Below are 13,239 nucleotides of genomic sequence, written 5' to 3'. Positions count from 1 at the left end.
CCTCCTTAATAATGGATTTTCCGATCAAGGTATAGATAGTTGAAGGCGGTGATACCGAGCATGATGACGATCAGGATCACGGTCAGCACCGCGGCTTTTCCAAGGTCCCAGTTCGTAAACGCCGCTTCGTAAATATGGTAGAGTATTAGATTACTGGCATTATCCGGTCCACCCTTGGTCATTATGTACAGGTGGTCGACGTTTTTGAATGAATTCGTAATCGCCACGATCATGACGAACAGCGTCGTCGGCATCAGCAGAGGGAATGTGATATGACGGAACATCTGGAATGGTTTTGCCCCTTCCATCTCAGCCGCTTCATACACGTCACTAGGCAAATTTTGCAGTCCTGCCAGATAGAAGATCATAAAGAAACCCGCATCTTTCCAGATGATCATGACAATCATCGCAACCATGACGGTACTCGGGTCCCCCAACCAGCTTGTATCCCCACGGCCGAACGTATGAAGAAAGTTATCGAGCAATCCATACTGAGGCGTATAGATGAAAAGCCAAATATTCGCCACCGCAATAAGCGGAACAATCGTCGGATAGAAAAAGGAGGTACGGAGCAAAGCACTTCCCGCCATTTTCTTATTCAACCAGATGGCAAGATACATCGCCAGGAACAAACTCGTAGGTACGGTCCCGATCATGAAGAGGATGTTGTTCAGGATAACCTTCCTGAATATTTCATCTCCGAAGACTTCCTTATACTGTTCCAATCCGGAAAATTGCAGCCTCGTCATCGGACCGCTATAGAAGCTTAACTGAATCGACTTGAGCGTCGGATAAAACGTAAACAAGGTTAAAAAGATAAATGAAGGTAACAGCAACCCGTAGGCGAACAGATTATTCCTTGCCCGGGAACTGAATTTTCTATGCTTCGTTGACATCGATCAGTCCCACCTTTCTTGTGAAAGGAGCTCAAGGGGTCAGCAAACGGTCCACTTGAGCTCCACTCATTCAATGCTTCACCATTTGCCCTTTACTGAAATGGCTCAAGCACTTTCTCTGCTTTCTTCTGTGCGTTGTCCAACCCTTCATCCACAGGACTTTGACCCGTTAAGATCGATTGAATATGATCATTGAAGATTTTCTGCACTTCACCATTTTGATAGGTTGCGAGTTCACTCTCTGCATATTCAAGCTGCTCGCGGGCAACCAGTGCAGGAGGGAATTCCTCTACATACTTCTTCAGCACATCTGTCTCATAAGCTGATTCGATGGTGGCTACATATCCAGTATCGATGGACCACTGAGCTACCCGCTCCGGTTCAGTCAGGAACTTCATGAACTTGACGGCCGCTTCCTTGTTTGCTTTTGGCAGATCTTTGAACAAGTAGATATTTCCGCCTCCTGTAGGGGAACCGTATTGCTCGTTCGCCGGCAGGAATGATACACCAAAATCAAAATCTGCATTGTTCTTCACATTCGTCAGGTTACCCGTTGTATGGTACATCATCGCCGTTTTTCCACTCAGGAAGTCAGATGGAACCGTCGCCCATTCAATGACACCTTCAGGCATGATTTTATGTTCCTGCCCAAGTGATAACCAGAAATCCATTGCTTCTTTTGCATATGGAGCATTGAAATACACTTCTTTTCCATCCTGGGACATGATATTCTTCTCTGTTTGAAGAGCTAACGCCTGGAACATCCAGTACTGATAGCCGGTACTCGGAATCTCAAGCCCCCACTGATCCTTTCCGCCATTCTTCGTCAGCTTCTTCCCGTATTCCACGAGCTGATCCCAGTTTTCAGGTGGAGATTCAGGATCAAGTCCAGCTTCTTTGAATGCATCCTTATTGTAGTAAAGGACGATCGTACTGCGCTGGAACGGCAAGCTGTATACTTTATCCCCGATGGAAGAGTTCGCCATGAATCCATCATAGAAATCATCCAGATACTTTTCATCGAACATCGGCGTCAATTCCTCAATCAGGTCATTCTCAAGCAACGTAAAAAGGTCGATGGAGAATAATACGGCAAGCTCCGGTGAATTTCCTGCCTGGGCCGATGCCATCACCTGGGTCATCGTCTCTGCATAACTGCCTCCGTATTTCGCGTTCACCTTGATGTCGGGATTCTCTTTCTCGAAATCCGCCACAAACCCATCCACGATCTTCGCTACATCCCCGCCAACCGCTACCGGGAACCAGAAATCGATTTCAGTCGTTTCGCCTCCAGCGGTATCACTGCTGCTGCATCCGGCAAACACAACCATCAACACTAAAACGAATGATAAAAGCCTGATCTTCATGTCATTTCCTCCCCTTTTTTTTCATAAAAAAACCCATGAACAATAAACTGCAGCACAAAAATGTGGCATGCATTTTATTGGTCACAGGGATTCTCCGCATCTCTACCCTTAGACTAAAACCTGTCTAATATATATGTCTGATTATTCACAATAATACAACATTAACTAAAAGTTGGCAATGAAATTCTTCACAAAATAAAAAGTGGGAACAGACCATCCGTTCCCACCCTGCATTTATTCGTCTTTCTCATCATTTTTCTTCCGCAGCTTCGGCAGACTCATTGCCTTGATCTCTCGTTCTTCAAAAAAGTTACCGATCCTCGTCATGATGAAGGTGACAAGGGTGGCGAAGATGACAATCGAATAAAACCCTGCTCCGATACCGATTCCGATACCCCCGACGTAGAAAATCATCGCAGCCGACGTGAGCCCTTTCACCCGCAGACCATCTTTCAGGATCACCCCTGCACCTAAGAACCCGAGCCCCGATACTATCTGGGCAGCGAGACGGAGTGGATCCATCATCTTCCCGCTATCCGGTTCACTGAGCATATCGGCGCCTTCGATCGAAACAATCGTAATCAACGTACAAGCCACCGAAACATACGTATAGGTTTTCAAACCGGCCGGCTTGTTCTTCGAAGACCGGTCCCATCCAATGATGAACCCCAACACCGCACTCACCACAATCCGGAAATAGATATCATGCTGCCAGAAGAAGTCTGTAAGTTCATTTATGTAGTGCGTCATGCTGGCGTCCTCCTTAAACCAGAAAAGAGACCCCTCCCAAAACGAATCTGCCTATTATGAAAAAATCATACCGTTCGCTTTGTAAGTGTCCCTTCTATACTTTCCACTAGGATTCGTTCGTTAAAATTTCTTTTTATCGTACACTAATTATTTTATGAATTCAATGATGGAGTTAGTGGGGAGGATGTTCGTGAACTCCCTCTCGCCTCAAATCCAACAGTTATATTTCACCATATAGAACCAGCAGTAGGAAATTTGGCGAGTTTATAAGCGGAGATTTTCCGGCTATAGTCAGCTCGGACCTTGTTTTTGGGATAAATAACCGGAGGATTTCCGCTTATGTACAGAAAAGATCGAACATTTTTGTATTTCTGAGTAAATAGGCGGAATTATTCCGTCTATTTCAGCCTTTTTTAATAGAAAAAACTAATTAAGCGGAATTATTCCGTCTATTCATCAGCTCTGGTGTTTGGCCTGATCTCCCAATCGATAAGTACGACCCTTTTTAAAATTCCCATCATAATCATTAAAGAACGTATACCCATCACACGTCAATTCTTCACCTGAAAACGGAACTCTTAAACTTATCCGAAAAAACTATTGATTCGATATCTCCACAAACGACTTCCCATTCTTCAATAAAAATTCAATCGTATACTCATCATCACGTATCTGCTCTTTCGTTTCAGGTAAAGTCAAATAGTCTTGTATGGCTTTTTCAATTTCTTCAATCTGCTCTTGAGGAAGTGGTTTATCCAGATCTGTTTTTATCCAAACATAAGAGTGTCCATCCTTCACCTGGTACGATAGCCCAGCCAATTTATATGTCGATTTCCCTGCCATGGCATCATAAATATCAGAAGAGATCATGGACCAACGATTATCCTGCAGACGATGCTGTAAATTGAAAGTATTCACCTCAACCTCTTTCACATCTAGATCCTGTCGTTCTATTTCTTTTTCAATGTCTGCAATGATTTCCTTTGATTCATCAATATGGTCCGGCATATCAATGGTGACGACTGTTGAGGCGCCGGTCCCCTTCATACCTGCTAACTCATATTCAGCCTCTTCGGCATATCCATAGGAAGCGAATACTTCCTTCACAATTTTTCGTACTTTATCATATTCCTTGTTTAAGCCATCGCTTCCCTCATGAGTGGGAATTTCAGGTGCTTCCGTTATCTTTAATTCGTAATCGTCATATCCATTTTCATATAAATAACTGGTGATCTTGGCTTCAAGATCTTCTTTCGCTTGCTTTAATGTTGAATCCTCCAACACGAGTGACACTTCAATCGTAAAGGGAGACGGTGTTGTTCCTACTGAACTAACTCTGAATCCTTCCTTTTCGACTAGTTTAAAAAGGTCAGAAGTCAAATTGGGATTAGGTTCTCCGTCTGAAATTTGAGGAGTGATCGTGATTGGTAACACTTTCGCCACAATACTAGCCATGGTCGTTGAATAGAACGGGGATGTGACAATAAAGAGTATACACGCTGCAGCAATCCAGACATATTTTTTAAAATGGATCTTCTTCTTTTCATTTGTGCTCTGCATAATTTTACTTCGAAGCTGATCTTTCGATTCGTCTGTTACCTTTAGCTGTTCTTCCAATTCTTTAAATGGATCGGTTGATTTCATTGATGGTCCCTCCCCTCGTCAATATCTTTTCCAGTTCAACCAGCGCTCTTCTTAACGTCATTTTCACTTTACTCTCTGACCAGTTCAACACATGGGCTGTTTCGGATGTTGAAAATTCTTTCAACTTTCTTAAAATGATGACATGTTTGTACGTTGGCTTTAATTGTTGAATGGCTCTATATAATTCTTCCGATTCTTCATTCATCTCGACGATTTGTTCAGGTAACGGCATGCCGTCTTTTTCCTCCATCGTTAAGCCCAGATAGTGTTTCATCGGGTGCTTCTTCCTAAAGTGGTCGATCGTCACATTATGTGCAATGGAAAATAGCCATGTTTTCACAGAGGCTCTCTCTTTAAATTGTTGTTTACTTCTATAGGCTTTTAGAAAGGTCTCCTGTGTTAAATCCTCGGATTGTTGGTAGTCCCGTACCATTAAAAGTATGTATGTGAGGATCGATTCTCCATATTTATTAAACCATTCATTTAATTCTTGTTGGTCCAAAACTGTTCCCCCTTTCCCTATACACTTAGACGTAATTGAAAGGAAATCGGTCACGTTCAAAGTGAATTTTTCAAAATAAAAAGCACGAGACGGTTCCTACTCTACCATTCTCCCAAAAAGCAGGGTATTAACCGTCCCTCAAAAAAGAGAGGTCACCTCGGATGATAACTCACCTGTAGGCAACCTCTCTCCTTCTATTATTTCCCTTTCACCAGCCTAAGAGCATTCAGAATCACAATAATCGCTGCTCCCGTATCGCTTAGGACTGCCAGCCATAGTGTCAGGATCCCTGGAAAAATCAGGACCAGTGCGGCAAACTTCACAATCAGCGAGAACCAGATGTTCTGTTTGATGATCGCCAGTGCTCTTCGGCTTAACTTGATGGTATGCGGCAACTGATCCAGATTATCGGCCATCAACACAATATCAGCCGTTTCCATGGCCGTATCGGTCCCTGCCCCTCCCATGGCGATTCCGAGATCCGCAGTGGCTAAGGCCGGCGCATCGTTGATCCCGTCACCGACCATGGCTACTTTATGTCCTTCAATCTGTAAGGTCTTCACCACGTTCACCTTATCTTCTGGTAAAAGTTCGGCAAAATAGCGATTCACATTGGCTTCCTTCGCAATCATCTCTGCCGTTCCTTCATTATCCCCTGTCAGCATGACCACATCCCGAATCCCTGCAGCCTTTAACCCCTCAAGGGAGCGGACTGTCGTCTTCCGGATCGAGTCAGCAACGGAGATGACTCCCATGACACCTTGATCCGAACCGATGATCACGACAGTTTTCCCTTTAGTTTGGAGCTCTTTGATCATCTGTCTGGCTCCACCCAGGGATATACCCTTCTCATCAAACAGTTTGGTGTTTCCTGCATAATGGGTGACTCCACCAACCTTTGCCTGAACACCTTTCCCCACAATGTTCTTAAACGATTCACCACTTTTTGCTTGAATTCCTCTTTCATGCGCAGACGTCACAATAGTCTTTGCGATGGGGTGAGTGGAGTACTCTTCTAACGTCAGAGCGATGGATAACAGTTCTTCTTCCGTTGCATCGAAGGATTTGATATACGCCACACGCGGTTTCCCTTCCGTCAGGGTGCCCGTTTTATCAAACGCAATGGCGGTGATGCTTCCCGCTTTTTCAAGGAAGGTGCCGCCTTTGATCAAGATTCCGTTCTTTGCCGCATTTCCAATCGCCGAGACGATCGCGACAGGTGTGGAAATGACAAGGGCACACGGACAGGCCACCACTAACAGTTCAAGGCCTTTGTAGAACCATTCTCCCCACGTGCCGAACCCAACGAGTGGAGGCAGTACCATCATCACGAGAGCCAATACAAAGACGATCGGTGTATAAATCGCCGCGAAGCGATCAATGAACGCCTGGGTCGGAGCTTTCTGTTCCTGTGCTTCTTCCACAAGGTGAATGATCTTGGAAATCGTCGTATCTTCCACTAGCTTTGTCACCCCTACTTCAAGAGATCCATTTTCATTGATGGTCCCGGCGTACACTGTATCGCCTGGTTCCTTGTCAACAGGGATGGATTCACCTGTGATCGGTGCCTGATTGATGCTTGATTCACCCGATAGGATTTCTCCGTCCAACGGGATTCTGTCTCCCGGTTTCACCACGAGGACTTCACCAACCGCCACTTCCTCGACCGGCTTTTTCATTAATTGATTCCCGACTTTTATCCACGCCTCCGATGGTGCGAGGTTCATCAGGTTCCGGATGGAGCTCCTCGTTTTCTCGATGGACATCGTCTGAAGCGTCGTTCCGAGGGCAAACAACCAAACAACCGTTGCCCCTTCCAGCCATTCACCAATCAATGCCGCCCCGATGGCAGCCGCTGACATCAGTACATTCATATCCAGGGAACGGCTCTTAACGGAATAAAACGCACTTTTTACCGGCTTGTAGCCGCTTATGATCATGGCAGCTGCGTATAGAAGCGTGACCACTAAAGGGGAAATGCCCATAAATGACCCTGAGAATCCAAGTGCGATCAAGACTCCTGAAGTGATGATGCTCCCATATCCTTCTTTGATAGAGGAAACGTCTTGCTCACCTTTAGCTGGCAGCGATGCACGAAATCCTATCTTGGACACTTCCGAGATAATCTCTTCCACACTATTCTCATGGTCCACTTTCATTTTTCCGGTTGAAAAATGAACATTTACCTGCCGGACGCCGGGAATGGTGTGGAGATGGTTTTCTATGCTCTTGGCACAGCTGCTGCAATCCATCCCTTCGACCATATAGGTTCTGATGTCTTTCCTTTCGTTGATCGGTTCGATTTTAAATCCAAGCTTTTGTACTTCCGTTTCTACTCGATCAAGTGAGTTCCCGGTTACGTGAAGCTTCGCTGTGTTATAGTTGACTTTTGCCTCGCCGATTCCCTCCAACTTGACGAGAGATTTCTCGATGGAGAGTGCGCAGGATGGGCAATCCATGCCATATATCCTGTATTGAGCTTGTTCAGATGCGAGGTAATCTCCGGAACAGCATGCTCCTTTACCCATCTCGACAGCTTCGCTGGTGCAACATGAGTTTGTCTTAAGATCCTGTTCAGCAGAAGCTTCATTGGCGCTACAGCAGCTTTTCGTGTTCTCTGTTTTATGTTGAGCACTTCGGTTTTCGTTGTCTTTCGAGTTGCAACATGACTCTCCCATTTCCTTCACCCTTTATTCAATATGATGCCTACAGCACGCCACATCGTCATCTACTTCATCAAGTACCACATCGAACATCGTCAACAAATCGTGCACATGCTGGTTGCTGAGGCTATAGTACGTAAACTTTCCTTCCTGTCGGCCAACAATCAGGCCGCATCCCCTCAAGCAGGCAAGATGCTGGGATACACTTGACTGACTCCCGTCCAGTTCACTGACAATCTGAGAAACCGTCTTCTCTTCTGTCTTGATACTTTCCAATATCTGAATCCTGATCCTGTGCGCAAATCCCTGCAGGAACTTCACTTTTGTCTCTAAATCAATTTTCTTATCCATTTAAAGGTCCACCCTTCATATTAGATTTTTCTAATATGTATCTCCATCATATTAGCAGTTCCTAATATGTGTGTCAAAAATTTTTCAGAACTTTCAGGTGTAATAAAAATAAGGTCAATCCCCAGGTATCAAGGACTGGAATCACTTGGTATTTGCCACGACATACTTAAGATCATTCAAAGACAGAATAAATCAAATCTTCCATGTAAAACATCCAAAACTTCATCTGGCACTTTCCTTATGCTGATATCTTCACCGAGGAACATGATCCAATTGGCCATTTCCTTTACTCCTTCAGATTTAGTCGCATCAACAAAAGTCTTTAGAACTCCAGTACTGTGGTATGGATTGGTATAAGAAAGGGAAACGTTTTTAGGATGGTATTTTTTGAACTGAGCAATCGCTTCCGGACCGAGATCGATGATCACATTCATGACTTCTACCTGTTTTTTCAGATGGTCCAGAATCTCTTGTTCACTTCTTCTTTTTCTGTTTGGGTACGGTTGGACATCGGTGAGTTGGTCAACTGAAAAGACCTGTTTCTTATCATCATTCAAATTGAACCCTTCGATATGCCAATGGCTTTTTTCACGATAGAGCTGCAAGAGATAGATGGGGTAGGTTTTCATGACATTCTCTTCAATCGTTATTAATAAACACCTGTCCGACAGCAGAGTCTGTAACAGTTTTTCCAGCATGGGATGGGGAAGGTCCGAAAGATCAAGGATGTCAGGATTATGGGGATTGGTTCCTTCAAAGAGCAAGATCTTATTTAGCAGAACGAGGGTATCCTGTTGTTGTTCTGAAATGAGACTGAGAAGTTTCTCTGCCAGGGACTGGCGACTCTTCAAATAAGGAAGCTGAAGATTTCTTGTCGCCATAAACGCGATAAATAGAGCTTTCACCTCATTATCGGTAAAGCGGACCTCAGGCAGGACAGAATTGTGCATGACAAAATAACCGCCATCCCGTCCAACTTCAGAAACGAGGGGCATCCCCATGGACTCAATCTCCCTGATATCCCTCATCGCCGTCGACCTTGAAATATCAAACTCACGCATGATCTCAGCAATCGTAAAGTGGGCTCGATTATTGATATAACGCATGATCACATTTATCCGTTCAACTTTTTTCATGGGACCTCCTAAACAGTATCATTTTTTGACACAATTAAACGTTAGTATATACATATCAATTGTTGAAGACAACAAATCATTGAAAAGGCAGGTTTTGACAATGTCAGATTATACGTTAGAAGAAAAAGAATCCTTCACCGTTGTAGGCGTGGGAACCGAACTGAAGAGCCACTACACGGATATGGCCGGTTTAAACAGGGAAAAGGCAGACTTTTGGAAAGAAATCATTCAAGATGGAACACTGGACTCGTTAAAACCCATCGCATCCAATGATTACATTTTCGCCGTGAATGAAGCGATAAATGGAAAGATGATGCATCATGGCGGGGTCATGGCAAAAGCATCGGCTGCCCCTGAAGAAGCCAAAGCCATTCAATTTCCCAAGGGAACCTATCTCGTTATAGAAGGAGAGGGACATACTGCAGAGGAACTGGATCAGACGGTTTCCGGCATCGCCTTTGGACGTGTCCTGCCGGAAGCAAAGGACTTTGCCTATGTTGGAGGGCCGAATACAGTGGTAGAGATGGGGCAGCGAAACGGAATGGTGTATGGAGAAATGTGGATTCCTGTTGTGATGAAATAAAGAAACAAGGAGAAATGATTATGTCCTATACAGTAGATTTCAAGATGTATAAATTTTCTGAAGATATGGAAATACCGAAGGAGCTTGAAGGGAAGTTTAAGTTTGCGAGGCAGAAATCCAAACTGGCCGGTACCATCCGGGGATCATATTTTGTGATAGGGTGAGTATTAAAATAGGCAAGGGGATAGGAGTACCTTCCTGTCCCCTTGTTTCATTTACCATTCAAGTGGTCAAGCATTAAAGGGGCCAGCCCCCACTCAATCCCCCAAGATCGGCAGCACTGTCGAATCCTTGATCTCCCTCAACGCCAAACTCGTCTGAATCTTCGTGATCCCCATCTCATTCAACCTTCTAATAAAGTGCTCCAATCCCTTGCGATCCTTGCATGCCACTTTCAGTAGATAATCATATTCCCCGGTCAAACAATGACATTCAAGGACTTCCTCCATCGATTCCAATGTCCCTTCCACTGCTTCCAGCTTTTCGGTTCTGTGTTCATTCGTGCTCATAAACACGAAACATAGTAAATCAAACCCCAGTTTTTCGTGATTCAGAATGGCTACCTGCTTCTTAATATACCCTTCCGTCTCGAGCCGCTTGATGCGTGCGTGAACGGCCGGTGCCGATAGGTTGACCCGTTTTGATAATTCAAGATTGCTCAGCTGCCCGTCCTTTTGCAGCAAATCCAAAAGCTGAATATCCATTTGATCCAATACCCTGCTTACAACTGATTCCATGATTCAACCACCCTTTTCAATTGTTCCGAAAACCACTGATAAAACGATGTATAAATGAATTTTTATAATCTGATAATCTATTATACTTTCAATTATTTCGAATAACCCTCATTATACAATATGTTCTTTTGTAAAACGGATAAAATGTTAAAATTATTCTTATAGTAAATGTCATTGTGCACAGTGGCTCTGTGAAAAGGGGCTGAATGACGTGAAATATCATTATCTATTATTATTGACCAGTCTTCTCTGGGGAGGCAATTTCATCGTGGGAAAATCACTTGTGGAACACGCATCTCCGGGAACGTTGACGATATTGAGATGGGCTATTGCCGTCGTCTGCCTATTCCCGATGGTCTGGTGGAAGGAAAAGAATCTCGTTCCACCCGTACGATCGATTCTGCCATTATCCCTCATGGGGCTGACAGGGGTAGCCCTCTTTCAGGGACTGCAATTCATGGCACTTGAGAAGACCTCCGCCACCAATGTTGGCCTGATTTCTACGTTAAATATGTTTTCCATTGCCGGAATTTCTTTTATTTTTCTGAAGGAAAAGATGAACGCCTTTCAACTGTGTTCCATGTTCTTGTCACTCTTTGGCGTGTTGCTTGTCCTGTCCAAAGGAAACATAGAGATGATCTATTTTCTGCAGTTTAATGATGGGGATTTGTACATGCTTGCTGCCGTTGTGATGTGGGGTTTCTATTCCGTTTGCAGCAAGTGGGCGATGAAGAGCGTCACTCCGATGATGTCCATTCTTTATTCAGGTATATTTGGACTTATTATCCTGCTTCCTTTTAATCTTCATGATTTCCGTGTGACCAATGTCGATGCTTCCTTCGTGCAGTCGATCCTGTATACCGGCGTGATTTCCACGGTTGTCTGCATGGTGCTTTGGAATGTCGGGGTGAATAAGCTCGGGCCTAGTACATCAGGGTTGTTCTTGAACTTTAATCCTGTATTCACAGCTTTGTTGGCGTTCTTCTTTTTGGGAGAGAAGATGAATAGTCTTCAGGCTGTTGGGAGTATCATTGTTTTGGCGGGGTGTGTGTTGTTTTCGTTATGGAAGACGAAGCCTCGTATTTTCAGGAAAGTTCCATCAGGTGTACTGTCTAATGAGCCAGTGAAGACTTCATAAAGAAAATAAAAATGCTTGGAGACAGATGCTCCAAGCATTTTTCATTTAAGTAACTGGTTCGCTATCATAATAAGCGGACATATTCCACTTATTGAGTCAAGTCCACTTTATTGTGTAAATTCATATACTATGTCTTCAACCAATATTAGTTATTGTTCTTAGGGGGTCCTCCAGCTAGCTGGAGGACCCCCTCGAAAATTGAAAATTCAATAGAGATATTTTCTGTTCCCTGGATCAAGGTCTTTTTCCTGCTCCATCAAAACTGCTCCAATTAGTCGAAATGCTGATTGCGTATTTGGAAAAATTCTAATGACACGTTCACGTCTCCGTATTTCAGAATTTAATCTTTCCAAATTATTTGTGGTTCTTAATTTTTGATGATATTCCTGAGGCTCATTCATGAACTGAATCGCGTCTTCAAATCCATCATCTAAAACCCTTATAACCTTTTGATAAGAACTTCGTTCTTCGAATAGAGTAATGAATCCATCTTTGATTTCTCTGGCTTCTTGTGGAGTAGAGGCATCAAAAATTTTTTTGATGATTTGTTTGGCTTCACGAGAGTCTTTTTTAGGCATCACATCAATGATATTTTTCTTGAAATGAAAGGTGCAGCGCTGCCAACTTGCCCCTATAAAAGATTCTCTTATAGCGCTTTTCAAGCCCTCGTGAGCATCAGAAATTATCATTTGAGGGGATTGAAATCCTCTGGATTTTAAGTGATCAAAGAATTGAATCCACCCAGATTTAGACTCTGCATGATTCACGCTGAGGCCAATAATTTCTCTTTTATTCTTCTCATTGATTCCAATCGCAATATAGACCGCTTTGGATACCACTCGTTGATGCTCTCTCACCTTAATGTACATAGCGTCAACGTATACATATTTGTAGTACATGACATTAAGAGGGCGTGTTGCCCACTCATTTACAATCGGATCTAATTTTTTTGTAATGTTAGAAACCAGTGATTTAGATACACTTTCACCACAAAGCTGTTCCATTACCTTAGTAACTTTTCGAGTAGAAACTCCATTGACCACCATTTCCATCATTGAAAGCACAAGTGCCTGATCTACACGCTTGTATTTTTCAAATAATGAAGTGGAGAATGCCCCATTCCTCGTACGAGGAACGGTTAAAGTAAGCTTGCCGATTGAAATGACAAAATCACGATTGTAGTAGCCATTTCGGTAGTCTAATCGTTCATCTGTTCTCTCATAAGCCTTAGCATTTAAGTAGTCATTACGTTCTTTTTCCATAAACTCATTAAGCACTAAGACGAGGGAAGATTTAACAAGGGCATCGAGATCAGAGTTAGCCACCTGGTCTTTTAAATCTTCAATATTTAAAGTAAGATTAAGTTGGGTCATTTTTAATTCCTCCATGTACAGATTTTCTTGGTCGAAAACATTGTATCATGGGAATTAAAATGGCCCTTTTTTATTTACACAATTATATAGACTTAATCA

The 13,239-nt window shown here is 43.5% G+C and carries 12 protein-coding genes and 1 pseudogene; 3 read left to right on the top strand and 10 right to left on the bottom strand.

Annotated elements, in window-relative coordinates:
- Nucleotides 1-5: 5 nt before the first annotated feature.
- The 8 genes from AM506_RS20560 to AM506_RS20525 all read right to left on the bottom strand — a co-directional run bounded on the left by AM506_RS20560 (nt 6) and on the right by AM506_RS20525 (nt 9,309).
- Nucleotides 6-896: a carbohydrate ABC transporter permease gene (locus AM506_RS20560; protein ID WP_060674833.1), complete on the bottom strand. Its 891-nt coding sequence runs from the start codon at nt 894-896 to the stop codon at nt 6-8.
- Nucleotides 897-988: 92 nt separating this feature from the next.
- The gene (locus AM506_RS20555; protein WP_060674831.1) at nt 989-2,263 is read right to left on the bottom strand and encodes an ABC transporter substrate-binding protein; all 1,275 of its coding nucleotides are present in this window, start codon (nt 2,261-2,263) and stop codon (nt 989-991) included.
- Nucleotides 2,264-2,497: 234 nt separating this feature from the next.
- A complete protein-coding gene (locus AM506_RS20550; protein ID WP_060674829.1) occupies nt 2,498-3,013 on the bottom strand; it encodes an MgtC/SapB family protein in 516 nt (171 codons plus the stop codon).
- A gap of 597 nt (nt 3,014-3,610) precedes the next feature.
- The gene (locus tag AM506_RS20545; RefSeq protein ID WP_060674827.1) at nt 3,611-4,657 is read right to left on the bottom strand and encodes a DUF4030 domain-containing protein; all 1,047 of its coding nucleotides are present in this window, start codon (nt 4,655-4,657) and stop codon (nt 3,611-3,613) included.
- Nucleotides 4,635-5,159: an RNA polymerase sigma factor gene (locus tag AM506_RS20540; protein WP_060674826.1), complete on the bottom strand. Its 525-nt coding sequence runs from the start codon at nt 5,157-5,159 to the stop codon at nt 4,635-4,637. The genes AM506_RS20545 and AM506_RS20540 overlap by 23 nt, the downstream gene beginning before the upstream one ends.
- 197 nt (nt 5,160-5,356) lie before the next feature.
- Nucleotides 5,357-7,837 (bottom strand): heavy metal translocating P-type ATPase, encoded by a 2,481-nt coding sequence (locus tag AM506_RS20535; RefSeq protein ID WP_060674824.1) that lies wholly within the window; start codon nt 7,835-7,837, stop codon nt 5,357-5,359.
- A 12-nt stretch (nt 7,838-7,849) separates the two neighbouring features.
- Nucleotides 7,850-8,173: an ArsR/SmtB family transcription factor gene (locus tag AM506_RS20530; protein ID WP_060674822.1), complete on the bottom strand. Its 324-nt coding sequence runs from the start codon at nt 8,171-8,173 to the stop codon at nt 7,850-7,852.
- A 176-nt stretch (nt 8,174-8,349) separates the two neighbouring features.
- Nucleotides 8,350-9,309, bottom strand: a complete 960-nt coding sequence (locus AM506_RS20525; protein ID WP_060674820.1) for a helix-turn-helix transcriptional regulator — start codon at nt 9,307-9,309, stop codon at nt 8,350-8,352.
- Nucleotides 9,310-9,409: 100 nt separating this feature from the next.
- Here AM506_RS20525 and AM506_RS20520 point away from each other — a divergent pair, with 100 nt between their 5' ends.
- Both AM506_RS20520 and AM506_RS22870 read left to right on the top strand, forming a co-directional pair.
- Entirely contained in the window at nt 9,410-9,892 is a 483-nt protein-coding gene (locus AM506_RS20520; protein WP_060674818.1) for a GyrI-like domain-containing protein, read from the top strand.
- A 47-nt stretch (nt 9,893-9,939) separates the two neighbouring features.
- Nucleotides 9,940-10,056: pseudogene (locus tag AM506_RS22870) on the top strand (phage tail protein); the annotation flags it as partial.
- A gap of 93 nt (nt 10,057-10,149) precedes the next feature.
- Here AM506_RS22870 and AM506_RS20515 read toward each other — a convergent pair.
- Complete coding sequence (locus tag AM506_RS20515; protein ID WP_060674816.1) at nt 10,150-10,629, bottom strand: Lrp/AsnC family transcriptional regulator; 480 nt, start codon at nt 10,627-10,629, stop codon at nt 10,150-10,152.
- 211 nt (nt 10,630-10,840) lie between these two features.
- Here AM506_RS20515 and AM506_RS20510 point away from each other — a divergent pair, with 211 nt between their 5' ends.
- Nucleotides 10,841-11,767, top strand: a complete 927-nt coding sequence (locus AM506_RS20510) for a DMT family transporter (protein WP_060674814.1) — start codon at nt 10,841-10,843, stop codon at nt 11,765-11,767.
- Between the two features lie 206 nt (nt 11,768-11,973).
- On the opposite strand, the gene AM506_RS20505 is transcribed toward AM506_RS20510, so the two are convergent.
- On the bottom strand, nt 11,974-13,140 hold the full coding sequence (locus tag AM506_RS20505; RefSeq protein ID WP_060674812.1) for an IS256 family transposase: 1,167 nt from the start codon (nt 13,138-13,140) through the stop codon (nt 11,974-11,976).
- Nucleotides 13,141-13,239 lie beyond the last annotated feature (99 nt).

Source organism: Rossellomorea vietnamensis (genome assembly GCF_001305855.1).
GTDB classification, from domain to species: Bacteria; Bacillota; Bacilli; order Bacillales; family Bacillaceae_B; genus Rossellomorea; species Rossellomorea vietnamensis_A.
This window is presented reverse-complemented; position numbering and strand designations above follow the sequence as displayed.